The 22,582-nt window shown below is 38.9% G+C and carries 19 protein-coding genes; 11 read left to right on the top strand and 8 right to left on the bottom strand.

What is annotated here, in order from left to right:
* Positions 1 to 10: 10 nt before the first annotated feature.
* The gene (locus M3600_RS01650) at positions 11 to 784 is read right to left on the bottom strand and encodes an acetoin reductase (protein ID WP_237941116.1); all 774 of its coding nucleotides are present in this window, start codon (positions 782 to 784) and stop codon (positions 11 to 13) included.
* A gap of 190 nt (positions 785 to 974) precedes the next feature.
* Between M3600_RS01650 and M3600_RS01645 the strand changes: the two genes are divergently transcribed.
* Positions 975 to 1,460 carry a nitroreductase family protein gene (locus tag M3600_RS01645; protein WP_233317741.1) on the top strand — a complete coding sequence of 162 codons (486 nt, stop codon included), beginning with the start codon at positions 975 to 977 and terminating at the stop codon, positions 1,458 to 1,460.
* Positions 1,461 to 1,497: 37 nt separating this feature from the next.
* Here M3600_RS01645 and M3600_RS01640 read toward each other — a convergent pair whose 3' ends face one another.
* Entirely contained in the window at positions 1,498 to 1,842 is a 345-nt protein-coding gene (locus M3600_RS01640; protein WP_233317739.1) for a helix-turn-helix domain-containing protein, read from the bottom strand.
* A gap of 179 nt (positions 1,843 to 2,021) precedes the next feature.
* Here M3600_RS01640 and M3600_RS01635 point away from each other — a divergent pair, with 179 nt between their 5' ends.
* The 3 genes from M3600_RS01635 (at position 2,022) to M3600_RS01625 (ending at position 7,201) form a co-directional block, all read left to right on the top strand.
* A complete protein-coding gene (locus M3600_RS01635) occupies positions 2,022 to 3,020 on the top strand; it encodes an asparaginase (protein ID WP_233317737.1) in 999 nt (332 codons plus the stop codon).
* Positions 2,990 to 3,877, top strand: coding sequence for a YitT family protein (locus M3600_RS01630; RefSeq protein WP_233317735.1), 888 nt, complete (start codon positions 2,990 to 2,992; stop codon positions 3,875 to 3,877). The genes M3600_RS01635 and M3600_RS01630 overlap by 31 nt, the downstream gene beginning before the upstream one ends.
* Positions 3,878 to 4,207: 330 nt before the next feature.
* Positions 4,208 to 7,201: an SH3 domain-containing protein gene (locus tag M3600_RS01625; protein ID WP_237941118.1), complete on the top strand. Its 2,994-nt coding sequence runs from the start codon at positions 4,208 to 4,210 to the stop codon at positions 7,199 to 7,201.
* Between the two features lie 34 nt (positions 7,202 to 7,235).
* Here M3600_RS01625 and M3600_RS01620 read toward each other — a convergent pair whose 3' ends face one another.
* Positions 7,236 to 8,357: an NAD(P)/FAD-dependent oxidoreductase gene (locus M3600_RS01620; protein WP_233314695.1), complete on the bottom strand. Its 1,122-nt coding sequence runs from the start codon at positions 8,355 to 8,357 to the stop codon at positions 7,236 to 7,238.
* Positions 8,358 to 8,779: 422 nt separating this feature from the next.
* Between M3600_RS01620 and M3600_RS01615 the strand changes: the two genes are divergently transcribed.
* From M3600_RS01615 to M3600_RS01600, 4 genes are all read left to right on the top strand, one after another.
* Complete coding sequence (locus tag M3600_RS01615) at positions 8,780 to 10,072, top strand: coiled-coil domain-containing protein (protein ID WP_251644636.1); 1,293 nt, start codon at positions 8,780 to 8,782, stop codon at positions 10,070 to 10,072.
* Between the two features lie 336 nt (positions 10,073 to 10,408).
* Positions 10,409 to 11,380, top strand: coding sequence for a metal ABC transporter substrate-binding protein (locus M3600_RS01610; protein WP_251644635.1), 972 nt, complete (start codon positions 10,409 to 10,411; stop codon positions 11,378 to 11,380).
* A 109-nt stretch (positions 11,381 to 11,489) separates the two neighbouring features.
* Positions 11,490 to 12,197 (top strand): metal ABC transporter ATP-binding protein, encoded by a 708-nt coding sequence (locus tag M3600_RS01605; RefSeq protein ID WP_233314692.1) that lies wholly within the window; start codon positions 11,490 to 11,492, stop codon positions 12,195 to 12,197.
* On the top strand, positions 12,143 to 12,994 hold the full coding sequence (locus M3600_RS01600; RefSeq protein WP_233314691.1) for a metal ABC transporter permease: 852 nt from the start codon (positions 12,143 to 12,145) through the stop codon (positions 12,992 to 12,994). Before M3600_RS01605 ends, M3600_RS01600 begins: the two co-directional genes overlap by 55 nt.
* A 44-nt stretch (positions 12,995 to 13,038) precedes the next feature.
* On the opposite strand, the gene M3600_RS01595 is transcribed toward M3600_RS01600, so the two are convergent.
* The 5 genes from M3600_RS01595 to M3600_RS01575 all read right to left on the bottom strand — a co-directional run bounded on the left by M3600_RS01595 (position 13,039) and on the right by M3600_RS01575 (position 17,672).
* Positions 13,039 to 14,001: a D-2-hydroxyacid dehydrogenase gene (locus tag M3600_RS01595; RefSeq protein WP_251644634.1), complete on the bottom strand. Its 963-nt coding sequence runs from the start codon at positions 13,999 to 14,001 to the stop codon at positions 13,039 to 13,041.
* Between the two features lie 114 nt (positions 14,002 to 14,115).
* Positions 14,116 to 14,919, bottom strand: coding sequence for a phosphonate ABC transporter, permease protein PhnE (gene phnE, locus M3600_RS01590; protein WP_237941123.1), 804 nt, complete (start codon positions 14,917 to 14,919; stop codon positions 14,116 to 14,118).
* Positions 14,916 to 15,734: a phosphonate ABC transporter, permease protein PhnE gene (phnE, locus tag M3600_RS01585; protein ID WP_237941124.1), complete on the bottom strand. Its 819-nt coding sequence runs from the start codon at positions 15,732 to 15,734 to the stop codon at positions 14,916 to 14,918. Before phnE (M3600_RS01585) ends, phnE (M3600_RS01590) begins: the two co-directional genes overlap by 4 nt.
* Positions 15,731 to 16,501 (bottom strand): phosphonate ABC transporter ATP-binding protein, encoded by a 771-nt coding sequence (gene phnC / locus M3600_RS01580; RefSeq protein ID WP_233314687.1) that lies wholly within the window; start codon positions 16,499 to 16,501, stop codon positions 15,731 to 15,733. The genes phnE (M3600_RS01585) and phnC overlap by 4 nt, the downstream gene beginning before the upstream one ends.
* Before the next feature lie 244 nt (positions 16,502 to 16,745).
* Positions 16,746 to 17,672, bottom strand: coding sequence for a phosphate/phosphite/phosphonate ABC transporter substrate-binding protein (locus M3600_RS01575; protein ID WP_233314686.1), 927 nt, complete (start codon positions 17,670 to 17,672; stop codon positions 16,746 to 16,748).
* A 339-nt stretch (positions 17,673 to 18,011) separates the two neighbouring features.
* Between M3600_RS01575 and M3600_RS01570 the strand changes: the two genes are divergently transcribed.
* From M3600_RS01570 to M3600_RS01560, 3 genes are all read left to right on the top strand, one after another.
* Positions 18,012 to 19,571, top strand: coding sequence for a bifunctional metallophosphatase/5'-nucleotidase (locus M3600_RS01570; protein WP_251644633.1), 1,560 nt, complete (start codon positions 18,012 to 18,014; stop codon positions 19,569 to 19,571).
* Positions 19,572 to 19,717: 146 nt separating this feature from the next.
* Positions 19,718 to 20,434: a gamma-glutamyl-gamma-aminobutyrate hydrolase family protein gene (locus M3600_RS01565; protein WP_233314684.1), complete on the top strand. Its 717-nt coding sequence runs from the start codon at positions 19,718 to 19,720 to the stop codon at positions 20,432 to 20,434.
* A gap of 214 nt (positions 20,435 to 20,648) precedes the next feature.
* Positions 20,649 to 22,580, top strand: a complete 1,932-nt coding sequence (locus M3600_RS01560; RefSeq protein ID WP_251644632.1) for a BglG family transcription antiterminator — start codon at positions 20,649 to 20,651, stop codon at positions 22,578 to 22,580.
* Positions 22,581 to 22,582 lie beyond the last annotated feature (2 nt).

Here is a 22,582-nt window from a genome sequence, read left to right as displayed (position 1 = left end):
CCCCTTTTTATTAGCCGTAAAGAATACCGCCGTCGATTAATACTGATTGTCCTGTCATATAGTCTGAATCTTTAGAAGCGAGAAAGGATACAAAATTGGCTACATCTTCTGGTTCCTGTGTGCGGCCTAATGCTATAGATTTAGAGAATTGTTCAAAGGCTTGCCCTTTTTCGAGATTCATATACTCAACCATGCCCTCGTCAATTCTGTCCCACATGCTGGTGCCGACAATGCCTGGGCAATATGCGTTAACTGTTATTTTGGCAGAAGCGAGTTCCTCAGCAGCAGCTTGTGTCCACGCTTTGACTGCAAATTTAGTGGCAGAATAAGCACCTAGTAAGGAATAAGCTCTGTGCCCTGCGATGCTGCAGGCATTAATGATTTTTCCGCCAGTTCCTTGTTTTTTCATTTGCACTGCGGCTGCTTGGATACCGTACAAGGTTCCGAACACGTTGACTTCAAAAATTCTTTGTAAATCCTCTTCCGAAATATTAAGAATAGAATCAACTTGATCTATACCTGCATTGTTTACAAACACATCTAGCTGTCCGTATTCTTGCACCGTTTGTTCTACTAATGCTTCTAGCTCTTGTTTTTTGCTGACATTTGCTTGAATTGCAATCGAATCGATGCCTTTCTCTATCAGTTCGATGCTGGTTCTGTTTGCACTTTCTTCATTAATGTCACTGACTACAACCTTGAAACCATCTTTGCCAAGGCGTTCTGCAATCGCTTTGCCAATCCCCATTCCAGAGCCTGTGATTACTGCTACTTTTTTATCCATAATGCTACTCCCTTCTATTACTAGTTAATTACCATCCTAATTCCCTGATAGAAAGGCAGTGAAACAAGCAAAACCTTATTTAACAGATTTCCTGGGAAATTTGTCGACAGGATAAAAGTAGTTAAAATAACAGAAAAAACTTGCATTCATGTATAATAAAAGAGACTAAAAAGCAAAGGGGATATGAGAGATGAGTTTGGCTACAATTATTAAGGAAAGAAGAACCTTTAAGAAGTTTAAAACAGAAGCTATTGATTTGGAAACAATTAAAGAGCTGCTGCAAGTATCAGCATTTGCTCCAAACCATAAATTAACAGAACCGTGGGAAATCGTATTTATCGGGGAAGAAACAAGGGCTAAGTTTAATCATAAAATCAATTTCGGAGATGCGCCAATTTTATTTGCTGTTTTATCTCACAAAGGAAAGACTGCTTTAGAAAGGGAAGAAAATACAGCTGCGGTGTCTTGTTTTATCCAAAACTTTCTATTGCTGGCATGGGAGAAAGGAATCGGAACTTTTTGGAGTTCTGTAGGCGCTTCTGAGAACGGTAGAAATATTTTAGGTGTGACAGAAGACTATGATGTGATTGGTGTAATTGCAGCTGGGTATCCTGATGAGACGAAGGACGCAAAGGAAAGACAATCGATCGAATTAAAAGTAAAACATTTGAATTAGGGATTTAAAAAACTTGATTTTATTAAATCAGGTTTTTTTATTGAGCAATTTCTTCCTTATCCAGCTGTCTTCTGACTGTTGTAAATGCAACGATATTTGCAATTTCTTCTTTTGTAAGCGGCTTTCCATCTACTGTCAGCACAAGGTTGTCCATTTTCGGAATAGACCCAATTTCTACTTTTGTTGTCTTATTCTTGCGGGAAAGAATTACATCAACAGAAACATCAAACAAGTCTGCTATTTGAATGAGGGCTCTTAATGATGGCTCGCGGTAGCCAGATTCATAGCCGGCATAAGTGCTTTTAGCAATTCCTAAAAGTTCAGCTGTTTCAGCTTGAGACCAGTTTTTGTTTTTCCTAAGTTCACTTAATATTTGCAGCAACTTTAATTCCTCCTTTTACTCTATATTTGGAGTATAGCATGTCAATCCTCGTTTTAAAAGAAAAAATACGCGAATTGAATACATATATTGCTTTATTAATAGGAATGGTACTATAATACAAATAAATAAATACGCGTAACGCATATAAAGAAATGATGGAGGAAGTAGGAGGAACACTCATGAAAAAAATATTGCTGCTTGCAACAGGTGGTACAATTGCTTCTGTAGAAGGAAATGAAGGGTTAGTTCCTGGCATGTCTGCGGAGCAGTTATTAGAGCATTTTGAAGGAGATTCTCAGACTGTTGATGTCACATGTGAAATACTGATGAACAGAGACAGTACGAATATGCAGCCAGAGCATTGGAAAGTGATTGCTGAGGCAATCAGCAACAATTATAACTTATATGATGGTTTTGTGATAACACATGGAACAGATACGATGGGCTATACTTCTGCAGCATTATCATACATGCTTCAAGGATTAGACAAGCCAGTTGTTATTACAGGATCTCAAGTTCCGATCAGCTTTAAACAGACTGATGCAAAGAAAAATGTGGCAGACAGTATCCGTTTTGCAACAGAAAACATCGGCGGGGTATTTGTTGTCTTTGATGGCAGGGTTATCATTGGCACGCGTGCAGTGAAGATGAGAACGAAAAGCTATGATGCTTTTGAGAGTATAAATCATCCGTATGTTGCATCCATTCAAGACAATCATATTCATTATTACTGGAAGCCTGGCAAAGCAGAAGGTTCTTTTAAGAAGGATACTAGCCTGTGTCCAGATGTGTTTCTGTTGAAGCTTCATCCAGGTACGAAGCCGGAAATATTCGACTATTTAAAAGACAACTATAAAGGCATTGTTATTGAAAGCTTCGGCAATGGGGGCCTGCCTTTTGAGGGAAGAAACCTGCTTCCTAAGCTTCAGGAAATGGTAGAGTCAGGAGTGGCTGTCGTCATCTCCACCCAGTGCCTAGAGGAAGGACAAGACTTGTATTTATATGAGGTAGGAAGAAAGGTTGCGCAATATAATGTTATCTTATCGGCGGATATGAACACAGAAGCTATTATCGCCAAGCTGATGTGGGTATTAGGAAAAGCAGATAATGTTAAAGAAGCAAAAGAATGGATGGAGAAGCCGATCGCATGGGATCTTTCAGTGGATTGGGAAAAGTGAAGGTAATTTCGTTTGAGAAGACAGCAAGCTATATTTGGCTCCATATAGGGGTATTGCTTATGGCCGTTAATATTCATTATTTTATGGCGCCAAACCAGTTTGCTTCTGGAGGACTCGGAGGTTTGAGCATTGTCCTTCAAGCGGTGTTCCCTAATATGCCTCTTGGCGGGCTGATGGGTTTGCTCAATATAATATTCTTCCTGTTAGGGTTTGCGTTTTTAGGGTTTCAATTTGGCCTTAAAACAATCTATGCTAGTTTTTTGCTAACGTTTTTTGTTTGGGGATTAGGAGAACTAGATCCTGTAAGTGCACCGTTAAGTCATGATCTTTTCATCCAGCTTGTTGTCGGTACTTTAATCGCGGGCTTTGGGTTAGTGCTTGTATTAAAGCAAAATGCATCTACTGGTGGGATGGACTTAGTTGCCATGATACTCAATAAATATTTTTCCATTGAAATAGGCAAGGCCGTACTTATGGCAGATTGTCTTATTTCTGTGGCTGCACTGTTTGTTTTCGGTGTGGAAAAAGGATTGTACGCCTGCTTTGGAGTTTTCTTGAGAGGAATTGTAGTGGATTACTTCCGCAACCAGCTGCAAATGACAAAAGAGGTAGTTATCATTAGCGAGAAATGTGAATTCATTAAGCAGTATATTATTGAAAACCTTCATCAAAGCGCAACACTGCACTCTGCCAAAGGGGCATTTTCTAATGACGATAAAGAAGTTATTACGATTGTATTAGAAAGACAGGATTATATAAAATTAAAAAAATTTATCTATAAAATTGATAAGAGAGCCTTCATTACTGTACATAATATGAACGAAGTGATGGGCAGTAATTTTAATAATGTTGTTTAAACAGGCATGTAACAGGGTAAGTATTTCTACCCTGTTTTTTTTATGTCTTTTTGAGGGGTCAGCTTGATTTTTAGGGATTTTTTGTCTGCTGGCAGTGGAAAAACACGGAAAAATATCTTAATAACTGAAAAAACCATCCGATAATACATAGTATAAAAAGCATTTCTTCATTGTGATAAAACGTGACTATAGTATTATATACGTATAATCGCATAAAGAATAATATAGGTAATATACAGTAAATATATGAGAACAAATTACATAATGGAGTTTTGTAGGTCAATAGAATCATATTGTTGGATGTGATTCTAGTAATAAGGAGGTTTTAGGATGAAAAAAGTAATTGTGCCAGGTGTGTTTTTTACGGCATTATCAGCACCTGTCCTTATTCAAGAAGCACAAGCAGCGTCAAATGAGGCTGTTGTAAAGTATGTCAATGTAGAAAGCAACTCTTCCCTTAATGTGAGAAAAAGCGCGTCATCTAGCGCGGCTGTAGTAACAACGTTAAAAAAAGGAAAAGAAGTAACTGTTCTGTCTGAAAGCAATGGATGGGCAAAAATATCTGTTGATGGGAAGACTGGCTATGTAAGCACTGCCTATCTTTCTGAAAAAACTAGTAACTACATAAAATATGTGTCTATTGATCAAAATTCTACTCTGAATGTGCGAAGCGCACCGAATACTTCTTCGTCTGTTGTTACAAAAATAAAAGTGAACACTAGTGTGGAAGTTTCCTCAACATCTAATGGCTGGTCAAAAATAAAAGTGAACGGAAAGGAAGGATACGTAGCTTCTAAGTATTTAGCTGACAAGGTAACAGCAGTAAAGGATAATTCTTCGGAAAGCTCTTCTTCCAAACCAAACACAGCTGCTGAAGCAAAAACAACTACGATGTATGTCAATGTTGACCAAGGTTCAAGCTTAAACATGAGAAACAAGGCTTCAAACAGCGGGTCTGTAATCGTGAAGCTTGCCAGGGGAGTGGCGGTAACATCTTACGGAGATTCTAATGGCTGGACAAAAATAAACGTTTATGGAAAAGAAGGATATGTTTCCACACAATATCTATCAAAAACAAAACCTTCAACATCTACTGCTGACAGTGGTTCAACCAATGTTGTGAAAACTACAACGAAATATGTAAATGTTACAAAGGGTTCCTCATTAAATATGCGTTCTAGCGCCAGCACAAGCGCAAGTGTAGTGTCCAAGCTTGCAAGAGGGACAAAGGTGACAGTAACTTCTGAAGCAAACGGCTGGGCGAAAATTACAGCAGGCGGCAAAACAGGCTATGTGAGTACAAGCTATTTGTCCTCATCAAACCCAGACAGTCAAAGCAGCAACAATGGCAACTCCGGCAATACAGATACAGGCAAAGAAACAGCTGTAACAAAGTATGTGAATGTGGATAAAAATTCAACGTTGAATATGCGTTCAAGCGCCAGCACAAGTGCAAGTGTAGTGTCCAAGCTTGCAAGAGGGACAAAGGTGACAGTAACTTCTGAAGCAAAGGGCTGGGCGAAAATTACAGCAGGCGGCAAAACAGGCTATGTGAGTATAAGCTATTTGTCCTCATCAAACCCAGACAGTCAAAGCAGCAACAATGGCAACTCCGGCAATACAGATACAGGCAAAGAAACAGCTGTAACAAAGTATGTGAATGTGGATAAAAATTCAACGTTAAATATGCGTTCAAGCGCCAGCACAAGTGCAAGTGTAGTGTCCAAGCTTGCAAGAGGGACAAAGGTGACAGTAACTTCTGAAGCAAAGGGCTGGGCGAAAATTACAGCAGGCGGGAAAACAGGCTATGTGAGTACAAGCTATTTGTCCTCATCAAACCCAGACAGTCAAAGCAGCAACAATGGCAACTCCGGCAATACAGACACAGACAAAGAAACAGCTGTAACAAAGTATGTGAATGTGGATAAAAATTCAACGCTGAATATGCGTTCAAGTGCCAGCACAAGCGGAAGTGTAGTGTCCAAGCTTGCAAGAGGGACAGCTGTTACGGTTATTTCTGAAGCAAACGGCTGGGCAAAGGTGACAGCAGGCGGCAAGACTGGCTATGTTAGCAGCAGTTATTTATCTGCAAGCAAATTGGATGACAGCACTGGCTCTGAGTCTAAACCTGATACAGGTACCGGTACTGATACAAGCACTGGCAACGGTGAGCAAGGAACAACAAAGTATGTAAATGTCGACCAAGGATCAAGTCTAAATATGCGCAGCAAGCCATCTACTTCTGGAGCGGTTGTTGCAAAATTAGCAGCAGGTACAGCGGTCATTGTCTACTCAGAAGCAGATGGCTGGGCAAAGGTGACTGCTAATGGTCAAGAAGGCTATGTCAGCAGTTCCTATTTAACGACTAAACAAGCGGAAACTCCAGGTGTGAGCATTGGGGATACAGTTAAGACATACGTAAACTATGATATGACATTGAATGAAATGGCTGATATCCAAATGAAGGCAAACCCGCAAACCGATAAGGTTTACAATGTCTATATAAGAGAAGATGCTATTGCCTTTAAATCCTCTGATTCGACAAAAGGAACTGTTTTAGGAAGCGGATGGAGATTAAGAGGCGGTGCAGGTACAGAATACCAGGTCGTCAATTCTGTTCAAAACGGTCAAGTGCTGACAGTCACTTCAAAAGTGAAGGGTTCGGACGGTTATTATTGGTATAAAGTAAACAGCACACAATCATGGGTAAATGCAAGCAAAGAAGATACTACGTATTATTTGGATCCAAATAATTTCCTTAACACCACTGTGCAGTCCATGCAGTTTCTTAAACTGTCGGCTAAAGCTGACATTAATGACGCAGAAGTGAATGAACGCATTCTTGCGGGGAAAGGGGTTTTGGCTGGAAAAGCTTCCTCGTTTATCACGGCAGCGAATGCTTATGGTGTGAACGAAATTTACTTAATTTCTCACGCCTTGCTGGAAACTGGCAATGGTTCATCTACATTAGCGAAAGGTGTCCAAGTGAACGGCAAAACTGTTTATAATATGTATGGAATTGGCGCATATGATGGCAGTGCAATTTCAAGTGGTGCTCAATATGCATACAATGCAGGCTGGTTTACACCTGAAGCAGCAATCATTGGTGGAGCTAAGTTTATCGCACAAGGATATATTAATGCAGGACAGGATACGCTTTACAAAATGAGATGGAATCCGGGCGCTGCAGAAAGCACTGGGAATGCAACACATCAGTATGCAACAGATATCGGCTGGGCGTCAAAACAAGTAACCCAAATTCATAATCTATACAGTCTGTTAAACTCTTATACGCTGAAATTGGAAATACCAGTGTATAAATAACAAAAATGCTGACCCAATTATTTGGGTCAGCATTTTATTTTTCACTGATAAATTCATCCAACGCGTAATCTGCTGCGGGGATATCCAGCTCTTTATCTAAAGCAAGCTTAGCAAGCTGCTGGCCGAGATAAGGTCCCATTGTTAGTCCTGATGCACCTAGACCGTTTGCGAAAATAACACTGTCCTGCCCAGGAATTCTTCCGAAAATAGGCAAAAAATCTGCGGTGAATGGCCTAAAACCTACTTTTGCTTCCAAAAATGTACTGTTTAACAGTCCTGGAGCAAACAATAGCGCTTTTTCCATTATCTCTTTCATGCCGCCCATTGTCAGCCTGTAATCAAGGGCTTCATCATTTTCATGGGTTGCTCCAATTACAATGCGGTTCCCATTTAAGGAAAGGATATACTGATCATGTGGCGGCATTACAACAGGCCAATCGTCGCTGTTTACTTCAGGCATTTGCAAGTGAATAATCTGACCCTTTTGAAAGCTTAAGTCAATTGCCAGCTTTAATGGCTGAAGAAGCTCATTCGCCCATACGCCGGCAGTAATAATAACTTCATCTGCCAGAATTGTTTCATGTGCTGTTTTAATGCCGATAACAGTGCCGTTTTCCATTAGCAAGCTGCAATCTGTTTGAAGAAATATCGCATCTAGTTTTTGAGCAGCAGATAGCAGAGAGTTTCTTAATGCCCAGCCATCAACTCTGGCAGCACCGCTCACATAAACAGACTGGTAGCCGTCCGCTAAAGGAGGGAAGAGCCTCTTTGATTCTTGTTCTGATAGAATCGTAACATCTCCGATTTCTGGTGCATCTTCTTTGCGTTTTAAAGTTCTTTTTACCATCGCTTCTAGTTTGTCTATATTATTGTGCGGGCTGATAGCCCCGACTTTTTTATAGCCTGTGTTAAATTCCCCGCTCGCCTGCAGCTCTTCCACTAAAGCGGGATAATATCTGGCTCCCTCCATCGCAAGCCTGTACCAACGCTTGTTGCGTCGCTGTGATATCCATGGACAAATAATTCCCGCTGCAGCTTTTGTTGCCTGTCCAGAATCCTCTCTGTCCACAATAGTTACTTGCGCACCTTGCTTAGCTAATTCATAGCCAACAGACGCTCCTAGAATTCCAGCGCCTATTATTACTGTTTTTTTCATTATAGTCCCTGCCTTACTAGTTATTAAAATGTGCAAAGTGTTACGTTTATGTGACATAACCTAATATAGGTTGCAGACTGTCCACAAAAAAGCGTACTATTATTTTAAGCTTTTACTAGGATAGATTTCAATCCATGCTATTTTAGGTACTGTATTTCAAGAAAATTACTAGATTAATATAAAATTGAAATATAACTGTAACATTCCTATTACTTAAATGACAAAATGTGATGCTATACTACTAATTGTTGGCGAAAGTTGTACAAAGAATAGAAGTTTCGTCGAAAACTAATCGAACGGCTTACAAAAATGGGCCTTTCCTAATATAATGATGGGGTAACCCCATAAACTTTACTAACTACATAAATTACTAGACAGATAATAATAGAACGTACATTAGACCAGTGCAGGGGGAAAATGAAATGTTAAAAAAGAAATTAGTAGTTTTAAACACAACAATTATGCTTGGACTTGGAAGCTTAGGTATTCCGGCAATCAGCGCAAAAGCAGAAACATCTGCATCTATTGCAAGTGAGCGTACTGCATTACAGGATAAAATTTCTGATGCTGAGTATAAAATTATTGAAGCGCAAGAGAAGCTTGCTGACTTAAATGCACAAATCAAACGTGTAGACAGTGCCGTTGAAGATAATAAAGAGCAAATTGAAAAGACAGAAAAAGATATTAAAAGCACGAAAGAAGAAATTGCTTCATTAGAAAAAGAAATTAAAGACCTTCAAAACAGAATTGAACAACGCAATGAAATTTTAAAAGAGCGTGCTCGCACATATCAAGAGAATGGCGGAAGCGTTGATTATATCGATGTTTTGCTAGGATCTGCTAGCTTCAAAGAGTTTGTTGACCGCGTTGGTGCTGTTGCAACAATCATGGAAGCGGACAAAGATCTTATCCAAAGCAATGAAGCAGATAAACAAGATTTAGAGAAAAAGCAATCAAGCGTTGAAGAAAAGCTATCAGGCTTAAAAGATATGCAATTAGATTTGGAAGAAATGCAAAAGCAAAACCTTGCTAAACAAGAGGAAAATGAAAAAGCGAAAGCTGAATTAGAAGAGAAGCAAAAAGAAAATGAAGCGGCTAAAGCAGAGCTTGAAAAGGAAGATAATTCTCTTGCAGCTAAAGAAGAAGAAATCAAGAAAATGATTAAAGAGAAAAAACAAGAGGATTTAGACAATTTAATCAGTACAACAACTCAAGCAACTTCAAGCTCAAGTTCTGATTCGAGCTCTAGCTCTAGCTCAAGCTCAAGCTCTTCTGCTAAGAAAAGCACATCTACAGCAAAGAAAAGCAGTTCAAGTGAACAAAAAGCAACAGGTGGAAAATCTGCTGTAATTACTGCAGGCTATAAATATATTGGAAACTCAACATATAAATTCGGTGGCGGAAGAACTGCTTCTGATATTGCAAATGGATTGTTTGACTGTTCTGCATTCGTAAGCTGGGCTTACTCTCAAGGCGGATACAGCATCCCTGCAAGCACTGATGCATTGAAAAACTACGGAACACAAGTTTCTTACAGCGATATTCAACCTGGAGATTTAGTATTCTTTGATACTTACAAAAAGGACGGCCATGTAGGTATCTATATCGGCGGTGGCAAGTTCATCGGATCTCAAAGCTCTAACGGTGTTGAAATTGTTTCTATGTCTAACAGCTACTGGAAATCTGTTTTCAACGGAAGAGTAGTACGTATCTAATTTGAACTATTAATAGAAAGCATTACTCGGTGGTTAAAATCATTGGGTAATGCTTTTTATTCTTCATTAAGTATATACCCTTATTTTTAAGCAATATTCAAATATTGTTTGAAAATTTTAAAAATGGCAAGAATGATCATAACAGACAGAAAAGAGTTAATTAGTTTATAAAAAACTATTGATTTATTCATCCATATAGTTTAAAATCAATAATCGTAATCGTTCTGATTTGAAATAATCTTTTATATTTATAGTTTACATGTTTTATAATCACTTATAAATCGTAATCAATCCGAAATAATCACAGATCATAATGAAAGAAAAGGAGCAGATATAATGTTAAATACATATAAAATACTGATTATGTCGCTAATTGTCCTTGTTATCGCGGCAGGATGCAGCAATGGCAATGGAGAAACGAGTGAAGAGAAAGACAGCGACAAGCTGAAAATTATCACTACTTTTTATCCAATGTATGAGTTTACGAAGAATGTAGCCGGTGATAAAGCAGATGTTGAGCTGCTGATTCCATCGACTATTGAACCACATGATTGGGAGCCAACTCCAAAGGATATCGGTAACATCCAAAATGCAGATTTATTTGTTTATAACAGTGATGATATGGAAACGTGGGTTGCTGATATTGAAGCAAGCATCAATAATGACAAAGTATCTGTTGTTGAAGCAAGTAAAGGCATTGAATTGATGGATGGTGAAGAAGAAGAGCATGAACATGAAGAAGAAGGACATGAAGAAGAAGAACATGAACATGAGCATAGCCATGAAGCTGATCCCCATGTTTGGCTAAGTCCAGTTTTAGCGCAGCACGAAGTCCAAACAATTACGGATGCAATCGTCAAGGCAGATCCAGATAATAAAGAGTACTATGAAACAAAAAGCAGCGAGTATATCGAACAGCTGAAAGCACTTGATGAGAAATACAAAACAGAGTTAGCAGATAAAACGTCAAATGAATTTATTACACAGCATACAGCATTTTCATACTTGGCAAAAGAATATGGACTTGTTCAAGTGCCGATTTCAGGGATTTCTCCTAGTGAGGAACCAAGTGCTGCCAAATTAGCAGAGCTTAAAACTTATGCCCAAGACCATAAGATAAAAGTGATTTATTTTGAAGAGCTCACTTCTAGCAAAGTGGCTGATACTCTTGCAAAAGAGCTTGGGGCTGACACAGAAGTATTGAATGCATTAGAAGGTTTGAGTGATGAGCAGCAAAAAGCTGGTGAGAATTATATTACAGTTATGGAAGATAACTTAGAGCAGCTGAAAAAATCTCTTTTTGAGTAAAGATATGCTATAATCATTAAGGCGTATGTGAAGCATGTCATCACATACGCTTTCTATGTGAAAAAGAGGATAGTTAAATAGATAATAAAAAACGAAAGGGGAGATTGAGATGGCACTTGCTTCTATTAGAAATATAACATTTGGTTATGAACATCTGCCCTCATTAGAAGATGTTTCTTTCGACTTAGAAAGCGGAGAGTTTGTCGGAATCACCGGCCCGAATGGTGCGAGCAAATCGACGCTGTTAAAGCTAATACTTGGCTTGTTGAAGCCTTGGAGTGGAAATGTTGTTTTAAGCAAACAGAACAGTCAAGGGAAAAAATTGACGGTCGGCTATGTTCCGCAGCAAATATCATCTTTTAATGTCGGCTTTCCGAGCACGGTCTTAGAACTTGTTCGCTCTGGAAGATACCAAAAAAAGAAATGGTATAAGCGGCTTCAAGAAAATGACCATAAGGCAGTCCAAGTTGCATTGGAAATGGTCGGCATGTGGGAGCACCGTAATAAAAAGGTAGGAGATTTATCTGGCGGTCAAAAACAGAAAATCATTATTGCTAGAGTACTGGCATCAGAGCCGGATTTGCTCGTATTAGATGAACCGACGACAGGTATGGATGCTGAAAGCCGCAAAGGTTTTTATGAGTTTATGAGGCATCAAGTTGTATCCCATAACCGAACTGTCGTGATGGTAACACATGAGCAGGACGAAGTAGAAAGCTACTTAGATAAAATAATTCATATTGAGAAAGGAGAGAAGGGAGGATGGAGATGTTTGACCTTGAATTCATGCAAAGAGCATTTTGGGCAGGCGGATTAATTGCTATCATTGCACCGATTATTGGTGTGTTTCTTGTGTTAAGAAGACAGGCCCTGATGGCAGACACTTTGTCCCATATCTCGTTGGCGGGTGTGGCAATCGGCTATTTCTTTCACACTAATCTGACTTTCTCAAGCATTCTTGTTGTTGTGGCAGGTGCTTTAGGAATTGAATATATGAGACGGGCATATCACTCTTATTCAGAGGTTTCTGTTGCTATTTTGATGGCTGCAGGTTTATCCTTTGCCCTCTTTTTAATGAGTATTTCAAGCGGGGGAATGTCGACGAGCATGGATCAGTACTTGTTCGGAAGCATCATCACAATCAGCGAGCAGCAAGTTCTTGTGTTGGCTGCAGTAACTGTTATTATATTGCTATTTTTCATCATTTTTAAACGGTCTATGTATTTAATGACGTTCGATCAAGATACAGCAACAGCTAGTGGTGTGAATACAAATCTATTATCGATATCATTCAGTATTTTAACAGGAATTGCGATTTCGGTGATTATTCCAACAATCGGTGTGCTGTTAGTGTCCGCATTGCTTGTATTGCCAGCTGCGTTTGCAATCAAGCTCGCAAAGGGTTTTAAAATGGTGTTCATCGTGGCAATCCTTATCGCCTTGTTCAGTATTTTCACTGGTCTTTTCTCATCCTATCAATTAGGAACTCCACCAGGAGCGACAATTACATTGCTGCTTGTCATACTATTAGGTTTTGGTTTCCTTATTCAAAAAATAGTGCTGCACTTCATGCGCTACCATAAACAAAAGGAATACCGAAAAAACTTCGGATAAATAAGAAAAGGAGCTTTCCAAAATGAAAGCTCCTTTTCGTATACTTAATAGCCTTTCTTGTAATCTACAACATTGATTTCTAATTTCTTTTCAGCAAGGAATCTTTTTAAGTTCGGGATGAATATATCTTCGACTACTCGTTTATCATAATGCTCTGTGGAACCGGAAGTGTGTGGAGTAATGATGACATTATCCATTTCCCATAAAGAGCTCGACTCTTCTAATGGTTCTTTCTCAAATACATCCAGGCCGGCTCCTAAAATTTCTCCTGCAGAAAGAGCGGCTGCCAAGTCAGCCTCTTTAATGATTTCTCCTCTTCCAATATTGATAAGGAAGGCACTGTTTTTCATAAGTTGAAACTGCTCTTTTGTAAACAGATGGTAAGTATCCTCTGTTAGGGGAAGCGTGATAACAACGTAGTCACATTCAGGCAGAACTTCATTAAGCATATCTGTTGTGTACATCTCATCAACATAGTTCTCTGGTTTACCTGAATGGCGGATACCGATAACTTTCATACCAAAAGCTTTTGCTAATTTAGCTGTTTCTTTTCCGATTGCTCCGACTCCGATTACACCAACTGTTTTGCCATGCATCTCTAGCTTAATATCTGCTCCGTCCCACTTTTTCTTTACTTGGTTTTTAATATAAGTATGTATATTGCGGGTTAATGACAGCATCAGTGCGAAAACAGTCTCGGAAATAGGAAAGCTATGAACGCCATTCGCGCTTGTTATCGTGATGTCTTTTCCTTCTAAATCTTTTAACGGAAGGGAGTTAACACCAGCACTCCATGTTTGAACCCATTTCAGCTCATCAAGAGCATTCATGCTACTGTCTTCAAAGAATTTTCTCCAGCCAAGTATGATCGTTGTATCTTGCACATGTAGCTTCCATTGCTCCGGCTCGTTTGTCATAATAATATCCCAATCAGGTATTGCTTCTTGAATTTGTTTCACTAAGTTATCCTCTATTTGGCGAGTGATAAGCAGTTTTTGTTTTTTCATCCTATTGCACTCCTTTATTGGATAATAAGTATATTGTAACAATATACAAAAAATTTAACATCTGTTAGATGTAAAAAACCAGCAGACACCTTCATGTACTGCTGGTTTTTCCAATTAAATAATTCTTTTGCGCAAAAAACTGGAAATGGCGTCGATAATGGTAACCATTACGATAATTCCTAACAAGATGATTCCAACTCTGTCCCAATCCCTTGAATTTAACGCGAAAATCAAAGGTGTACCGATACCGCCTGCCCCAATGACACCAAGGATGGCAGCAGCACGAATGTTAATTTCAAATCGATATAAAGTATAGGATAAAAATCCAGGCAATACTTGTGGAAGCACAGCGAACCACAATACTTGCATGCGGTTTGCACCTGTCGCTGTTAATGCTTCAGTCGGACCCATATCAAGACTTTCGATTTCTTCTGAGAACAGTTTTCCGAGCATTCCGATGGAGTGCAATCCTAATGCAAGAACACCAGCAAAAGAGCCAGGGCCTACTGCCTTGATGAACAGAATAGCCATAACAATTTCAGGGAAGGTACGGATAAAGCTCAGCACGAATTTTCCTGAGGATGTAATTGCTTTGCCTTTGCTCATATTGTTTGCTGCCCAGAAGGCGAAGGGAACACAAAGAATTCCAGAAATAAAGGTACCAAGAATGGCAATAGCTAATGTATCCAGAAGGCCGCGCAATAAATCCTCGCCTTCAGGCAAATATACATAATCCCAATCAGGATGAAAGATTCCGGAAAAAATTGCTTTTGAGATTTGTCCTGCTGTTTCTTTAATATCATTTACAGGCATGCCGGCAAAAGCCCAAATATACACTAATGCGAGCAAGATAAAAATGACTGTCCTAAAAAGGTATTTTTTCTTTGGCTTATTAACTTTAGTGGATAGTTGGCTCATAATAATTTCTCCCGTAATTTCGTGCTAATATAATCAATCACTAACACAACAACTAACGTCATGATAATGATGGAAGCAGTCTTATCGTATTCAAGGAATCCAAGCGTTTTATCGTAATATTCCCCGATTCCACCAGCGCCGACCAGTCCAAGGATGGCAGCAGCCCGGACATTTACTTCAAATGTATATAAAACATAGGAAGTGAAATGAGCAGTTACTTGAGGAATAACACCAAAAAACACCCATTGCACCTTATTTGCTCCTACTGCTGTCATCGCTTCAAGCGGACCTGGGTCAATAGACTCGATAGCTTCATACAGCAGCTTTGCAACTAAACCAATAGAAAATATAGACAGTGCGATAATACCTGGAAGGGCACCAAGACCGAAAATAGCAACAAATATACTGGCAAGAAGCAGATCAGGTATTGTCCGGATTAAGTTAAGGATAAACCGGAATGGATAGACTATCCATGAGTTACGGATAATATTGCTCGCACACAGCAATGCAAGCGGGACAGCAATGATTGCTCCAAAAGTGGTGCCGATAACAGCCATACGGATTGTTTCAAGCATCGGCTCTAATATGTTCTCGAAATAATGCCAGTTTGGCGGCCACATTTGTACAAGCAAATCAAACATGTTAGGAAAACCGATTGTTAAGTCAGCAATCGAAGATTCTGTTTTAAAGGAGCTCCACCACAGTAAAGCCACTACTAAAATGATCGTGAAAATCATCTTTGTTTTGGCAGGCGGTTTTGGGGCATTTCTTAGCCCTGCTTTTGGTTCATTAATGTTCGGTTCGTTTATGCTCATACTGGTTCACCTAACAGCTCGTCTTTTTTGATTGGTCTGCCGTAAATTTCTGCAAACACTTCATCTGTGGCAGCTTCAACAGGTCCATCAAAGACTACTTCACCTGCCCTTAAACCGATAATTCTAGTCGCATACTCGCGGGCAAGATCAATAAAGTGAAGGTTAACTACTGTTGTAATGCCATCTTCTTCATTAATTCGCTTTAAGTCGTCCATTACTTGTTTTGTTGTTAATGGGTCAAGGGATGCGACCGGTTCATCCGCTAATATTACTTGCGCCTCTTGTGCGAGTGCGCGTGCAATCGAGACACGCTGCTGCTGTCCGCCTGAAAGCTCGTCCGCACGAGAATAAGCTTTTTCTAAAATATTAACCCTATTTAAGGCGTTTAAAGAAAGTTCGACATCATCTTTTGGAAAAGCCCCGAGAATCGTTCGGAATGTGTTATGATAGCCAACACGTCCGGATAGTACATTTTTTAATACGGTAGAGCGTTTTACAAGATTGAAGCTTTGGAAGATCATGCCGATATCACGGCGGATTTTTCGGAGGCCGGAGCCTTTTGCTGCAGTGATGGATTTGCCGTCTATCAAAATTTCGCCTTCTGAAATTTCATGCAAACGATTGATAGAACGGAGGAAGGTTGATTTTCCGGCACCAGAAAGCCCGACAATTACAACGAATTCACCTTTTTCAATCGTAATGTTAATGTTATTCAAACCCTTTGTACCATTCGGATAAATTTTCGTAACATTTTTAAACTGTATCAATTGCCTACCAACTTTCTCTTAATTTTAGAAAAAGAACCTAAACAACAAGCTTCTTTTTTCTACTAAACAACGGAATTTACTAACTCCGATGCTTAGTAGAGAAAATAAGTCCAACCACCTAGTATTTTTACTAGATGGTTGGTTGAATAGATTTATAGTGATTAAAAGAACTTGAATTGCATGTATGTAAAAGAATTTTCTTTAAACATTTAGAAATCCATGCACTTTTGTCCTAATATATATACTATTCAGTCTTTACTTTTTCTGCATATTCACGTACAACATCGAAATTGCTGTCATCAGAAACAACATATCCTTCATGTGTGTAAATTTCTCTTATGATTTCATGGCCTTCATCACTTTTACCGATGGCAATAAATGCATCTTGTAATTTCTTTTTCCATTCGTCTGTCATGTCAGAGCGTACAGATACTGTATCGTTAGGAATTTCCTCTGTAAAAGAAATAACCTTTGTATCCTCAAACACAGTTGGGAAATCTGCTTTTACAATGTTACGAGCATCTTGGAAAACAGCTGCAGCATCCACATCACCATTAAGTAGAGAGATGATTGCTTGGTCATGACCTTTTACTGTAATACCTTGTACATCTTTAAGTGGGTCAAGATCATTATCCATTAATGTAGCCGCAGGCCATACATACCCAGCAGATGATGTAACATCTTGGAATGCGATTTTTTTGTCTTTTAGATCAGCAACGGAGTCGATGCCAGAATCGTTTTTCACTACGAAAATAGATTTATAGAAATCTACCAATTCGTCTTTTTCTGAACCATCATCATTAATACCTTTACGTTGTGCTTGAAGAATTACATCAGCAGCATCTTTTTCTTTAGCTAATACATAAGCTGTTGGAGGCAAGAAGCCAACGTCAACTTGTTTAGAAGCCATTGCTTCAATAATTGTGTTGTAGTTAGTAGAAACACTTACTTTCACTGGAATGCCTAGTTCATCAGATAGCAAATCTTCAAGCGGTTTTGCTTTTGCTTCAAGTGTATCAGCACTCTGAGAAGGAACAAACTGAACGGTTAATTCCTTTGGTTCATATCCCTCTGACGCGTTTGAGCCAGTTTCATTTGATGATCCACAGCCAGCAAGAACACCTGCTGCTAACGACAAAGATAGACCGAATGTTGCAATTTTTTTGAACATTATTTTACCTCCGAAAGATGTTATGTGTTATTACATGTAAAAATATAGCATATAAAATTGTAAAATAGTGAAAATTTTGTATAAAAAAATTATTATTTTTTTGTAAATAGTAACTATTGAAATATTCTGATAATTATTGTAAAACTAGTTATGTCGGCGTTTTTGAAAGAACAATGAATGGACAAATGTTTATTATTTTCCAGAAAATATTATTGTGAAATATCGCACTAAATAGATAGAATTCTATTTTCTGAAAAAAAAGAAAGAAAAAATGATACTCTTCTACTATAATAAAGCATGCAAGCGAGTGTACGATTAAAGATATAGGAGTGGAGAAATTTGACAGATACAAATGTAACAATACTATTTACTAGCGATGTGCACGGGAATATTTATCCTCTTCTTTATGGCAATAACCAGCCGGCAAATGTTGGTCTCGGAAAAGTAGCAGCTATTCTTGCAGAAGAAAGGGCGAAAAATGAGCATACAATTGTTATAGACAATGGGGATTTAATTCAAGGAACACCATTAACTTATCATTATGTGCATGCATTGGCTGATAAAAAAAACCCAATGATCCAAATATTAAATAAGCTCCAATATGATGGCGCAGTTATAGGAAATCATGAATTTAACTATGGACTCGATATTCTCCGCAAAGCAGCCTCAGAGTCAGAGTTCCCTTGGTTATGTGCAAACATAATCGATGAAACGGCAAATCAACCTTTTCTTGGCAAGCCATACATAATCAAGAACGCTGGCAATATCAAAATTGCAATACTTGGCATTACTACACATTACATACCAAATTGGGAAAATCCATCAAATATAAGCGGACTTCGCTTTCATGATGCATTAGAAGAAGCAAAGTATTGGGTCGAGAAAATAAAAGCAGAAGAGCAGCCTAATTGCATCGTTGTTTCCTATCATGGCGGGTTTGAAAAAGATATAGACACAGGAGAGCCGACAGAAGCTCTTACTGGGGAAAACCAGGGCTTTAGCATGTGTGAACAAATCCAACATTTAGATGTACTGATAACAGGTCATCAGCACAGAACACTGACAGGCAACATCAATGGTATTGAAGTTATTCAGGCAAGCAACAATGGCCAGCTAGTCGGTAAAATCACGTTAACGTTCACTGAAAATGGAGAGCTTGCAGCAAAGAAATCTGAGCTGCTTTCGACAGAAGGAGTCGACGCAGATCCTGACATTTTGGCGCTTGCTACTAGCTATGAACAAAGCACACAACAATGGCTGGATACACCGATAGGCTTTATCGACGGAGATATGACTGTCTGTGATCCAATGGAAACCCGCTTGTCGGACAGCCCTTTAATTGAATTTATTAATAAAGTTCAAATGGAAGCAGCCGGTGTAAAAATCGCTAATACAGCACTGTTCAACAATGATTCACCTGGCTTCAAGCCGAATGTGACAATGAGAGACATTGTTTCTAATTACATTTATCCAAATACGCTGAAGGTTCTGGCCATCTCTGGCGAGGATATAAAGGATGCATTAGAGCAAAGCGCGAAATACTTTGAAGTCGACGAAAACGGTAATCCAGCCGTAAATAAGACATATCTATATCCAAAACCGCAGCATTATAATTATGATATGTGGGAAGGAATTGAATATATATTAGATATTTCTAAGCCAGTCGGACAAAGAGTCACGAAGCTGCAATATGCAGGCAAGGATATAAAGAAAGACGAACAGTTTGAAGTAGTTATGAATAATTATCGGGCCGGCGGGGGCGGTAACTACTTCATGTATCAGAATAAGCCTGTTTTAAGAGAAGTGCAGTTTGACATGTCTGAGCTTATCGCTGATTATATTACGGAAAGAAAAACGGTCAAGGCAACATGCGACCATAACTGGAAAGTTGTCTGGTAAGAGGAATACATCTTCATAACTAGGAAAGAAGCATTGGCAGCAATGCTTCTTTTTCATACAGTAATATTTCATTGACATTCCTTTTTTACTGCTATAGTCTTAATATTAAAAAATTAATTTGTACTATTGGAAAGGGATGAGAAGCTTTGGCAAACAGGCCTGTAATCGGGATAACAGGTGCGTATGTCCTTCATAATAAATTTATGGAGGGGACATATGTTCATCATGATTATCAAAAAACAATCCATGCAAATGGCGGACTTCCGGTCATTTTGCCTTTTGTCAGCGCAGAGCTGGCAGAAGAGATGGTCGATCATTGCGATGCGATTCTGTTAAGCGGCGGAGAGGATGTAGATCCTCAGTTTTATCATCAAGACCCACATCAAAAATTGGCAAGCACGATTCCCTTGAGAGATGAAGTTGAACTCGCGCTTATAAAAGCAGCGATGGAGAAACAAAAGCCGATACTGGCTATTTGCCGCGGTGTTCAGATACTTAATGTTGCTTTAGGTGGTACATTGCTTCAGGATATTCCAAGCCAAGTTAGTGACAGCATTCAGCATACCCAAACAGCAGAGCGCAGCAGAGATACTCATTGGACAAGCATTGATGCGAGCAGCAAACTTTATGAAATAATGGGAGTAGAGTCGGAAAGAGTCAACAGTCTCCATCATCAGGCAATAGACAGGCTCGCAGAAGAATTGATCGTGACAGCAAAAAGCTCTGATGGCATTATTGAAGCAGTTGAACATAAGGATTATGGTAATTTTTTATTAGGAATACAATGGCATCCAGAGTCGATGGCTTCCACCAATGAAAGAATGAATCGGATTTTCACTGAGTTTATCGCTGCGGCAAAATAAACATTAGTTTAAGCCGATAGAGGGCAGCAAACAGCAGCCCTCTTCTGGTTTATTCTTTTAGAGAGCATGACAATTGTTTATTTCCCCTTTTTTATAGAGAACATATGAGAAAAGTGCTAGTATGTTAAGTAGATGAAATATTGTTTTATTGGTAAAGCAAACTTGAAAGATCGTAAACCCAAGCGATTGAAAAGAGTATACTGGGGTGAAATAGATGCTAGAAAATCGCACAGGAAATCTTTTAAAGCAGCTAATGGCTGCAGAGGACCTAATAACAAGTGAACAATTATCGAGAGTGCTTCATGTTACATCAAGAACCATACGCAATGATATGAAGGAACTGGAATCATTGCTAGCGGCAAATGGCGCGAAAATTAAATCTGTGAGAGGACAAGGCTATAAATTAGTAATTGAAAGTGACCAGCTTTTTCGGAAATTTCTGCAAGAAAGTTTTCATGAGGGAAAAGACGATATTATTCCGACGCTGAAAGGCGGAAGAGTTCACTACATTATTAACAGGCTTTTGCTGACAGATAAAAACTTAAAGCTGGAAGACTTGGCAGAAGAGCTGTTCATAAGCAAATCGACGATCCAAAATGACTTGAAAGAGGTGAAAGAGCTTCTTTTAGTTTATGATTTAAAAGTCGAGAAGACAGGAAACAGTGGACTAAGAATAAAAGGGGATGAAGTTAATCTTCGCTTTTGCATGTCAGAATATCTATTTAATAGAAAGCTTGATCAGACAGAGCTGACATATGATCCAGCAGCCCTCTTAGTAAATGAAGAGTTAGCAGCTATTCGCAATATCATTCTCGAAGAAATCAGGGATGCTGGCATCACCTTATCCGACATTAGCTTGAATAATCTCGTTGTTCATATTGCAATTGCTTGTAAGCGTATACGGGAAGGGAATTATATTTCCGCCATTCCGAAAGAAAAAAATGAAATACTAAAGGAAAAAGAGTATGCAGTTTCTGAAAAAATTGTTCGAACAATTGAAGAAGAGCTTAACGTAGCATTTCCTGAAACAGAAATTGCTTATATCGCCATCCACCTTCTAGGCACAAAATTGCTGACTCATCATGAGCTAACAGATGGGGAAGTGCTTGAATTTATTGATGAAAGCATCATGGATTTGACCAAAAAAATACTCGCTGAAACGGACGAAAAGATGGACCTCGGCATTAAAGAAGACAGAGAGCTGTTTACAGGATTGTCTTTGCATTTGAAGCCAGCGATTAACAGATTTCGTTATAAAATGAATTTGAGAAATCCGTTGTTAGACGATATTAAATCTAATTATCCTATTCCTTTTGAAGCAGGAGTTGTGGCTGCAGGAGTTATTAATAAGGAATTAGGCTATGACATTCACGAAAATGAAATTGCCTTTTTGGCTCTGCACTTTGGAGCAGCAATGGAAAGAAAAAAAGTCAGCAGTAAAAAGAAACGGTGCATGATTGTCTGTGCATCAGGAGTGGGAAGTGCCAATCTGCTTTATTATAAGCTGAAGTCTCAATACAGCTCAGAACTTGAAATGATCGGAACAACAGAGCTTTATAAGGTGAAAGAAATCAATTTTGCAGAAATTGACCTTATAATCAGCACGATTCCCATTAAGGAAGAAGTGCCTGTTCCTGTTATTGAAGTAAATACGATTCTTGGAGACAGAGATTTTGAGAAAATCAATGGAGCATTATATTCTAAGAAGGCAAAAAACAAAGCTGATTCTTCTATTAGAAGCGAGTTAGTCTTCTTACAGCAGCCTTTTGATAAAAAGGAAGAGGTATTTGCCTTTTTAGAGGCAGAGCTTTTGAAGTTAGGCTTAATTGACGAAAGCTTTATGGATAATGTGAGAAAGCGCGAAAAAGTGTCACCGACATGTTTTGGGAATTTAGTCGCCATCCCGCATCCAAATACGCCGCAGACTGAGGAGACTTTTTGGGCCTTTTGCACATTGCAAAAGCCAATTGACTGGGGCGGAAAGAATGTTCAGTTTGTTTGTCTGTTAAGTGTTCAAAAGAACAGTACAGGAGATTTTCAGAAAATGTATGACGTGCTGGGAGATGTTCTTGACAGTCCTGCCATTATTCAGCATATGCTGAAATGCAAAAGCTTTCCAGAATTTAAGGCTGTTTTTCCTTCATAAGA

It is taken from the genome of Niallia sp. MER 6, from assembly GCF_023714395.1.
GTDB lineage: Bacteria > Bacillota > Bacilli > Bacillales > Cytobacillaceae > Niallia.
Note: the sequence above shows the minus strand (reverse complement) of the source record. Positions and strands in the feature narration are given on the sequence as shown.

Excerpts from the sequence above, each read along its gene's own strand:
- M3600_RS01650 (WP_237941116.1), bottom strand. The coding sequence starts at position 784 with ATGGATAAAAAAGTAGCAGTAATCACAGGCTCTGGAATGGGGATTGGC.
- M3600_RS01645 (WP_233317741.1), top strand. The coding sequence starts at position 975 with ATGAGTTTGGCTACAATTATTAAGGAAAGAAGAACCTTTAAGAAGTTT.
- M3600_RS01635 (WP_233317737.1), top strand. The coding sequence starts at position 2,022 with ATGAAAAAAATATTGCTGCTTGCAACAGGTGGTACAATTGCTTCTGTA.
- M3600_RS01630 (WP_233317735.1), top strand. The coding sequence starts at position 2,990 with ATGGGATCTTTCAGTGGATTGGGAAAAGTGAAGGTAATTTCGTTTGAG.
- M3600_RS01625 (WP_237941118.1), top strand. The coding sequence starts at position 4,208 with ATGAAAAAAGTAATTGTGCCAGGTGTGTTTTTTACGGCATTATCAGCA.
- M3600_RS01620 (WP_233314695.1), bottom strand. The coding sequence starts at position 8,357 with ATGAAAAAAACAGTAATAATAGGCGCTGGAATTCTAGGAGCGTCTGTT.
- M3600_RS01615 (WP_251644636.1), top strand. The coding sequence starts at position 8,780 with ATGTTAAAAAAGAAATTAGTAGTTTTAAACACAACAATTATGCTTGGA.
- M3600_RS01610 (WP_251644635.1), top strand. The coding sequence starts at position 10,409 with ATGTTAAATACATATAAAATACTGATTATGTCGCTAATTGTCCTTGTT.
- M3600_RS01605 (WP_233314692.1), top strand. The coding sequence starts at position 11,490 with ATGGCACTTGCTTCTATTAGAAATATAACATTTGGTTATGAACATCTG.
- M3600_RS01600 (WP_233314691.1), top strand. The coding sequence starts at position 12,143 with ATGGAGATGTTTGACCTTGAATTCATGCAAAGAGCATTTTGGGCAGGC.
- M3600_RS01595 (WP_251644634.1), bottom strand. The coding sequence starts at position 14,001 with ATGAAAAAACAAAAACTGCTTATCACTCGCCAAATAGAGGATAACTTA.
- phnE (WP_237941123.1), bottom strand. The coding sequence starts at position 14,919 with ATGAGCCAACTATCCACTAAAGTTAATAAGCCAAAGAAAAAATACCTT.
- phnE (WP_237941124.1), bottom strand. The coding sequence starts at position 15,734 with ATGAGCATAAACGAACCGAACATTAATGAACCAAAAGCAGGGCTAAGA.
- M3600_RS01575 (WP_233314686.1), bottom strand. The coding sequence starts at position 17,672 with ATGTTCAAAAAAATTGCAACATTCGGTCTATCTTTGTCGTTAGCAGCA.
- M3600_RS01560 (WP_251644632.1), top strand. The coding sequence starts at position 20,649 with ATGCTAGAAAATCGCACAGGAAATCTTTTAAAGCAGCTAATGGCTGCA.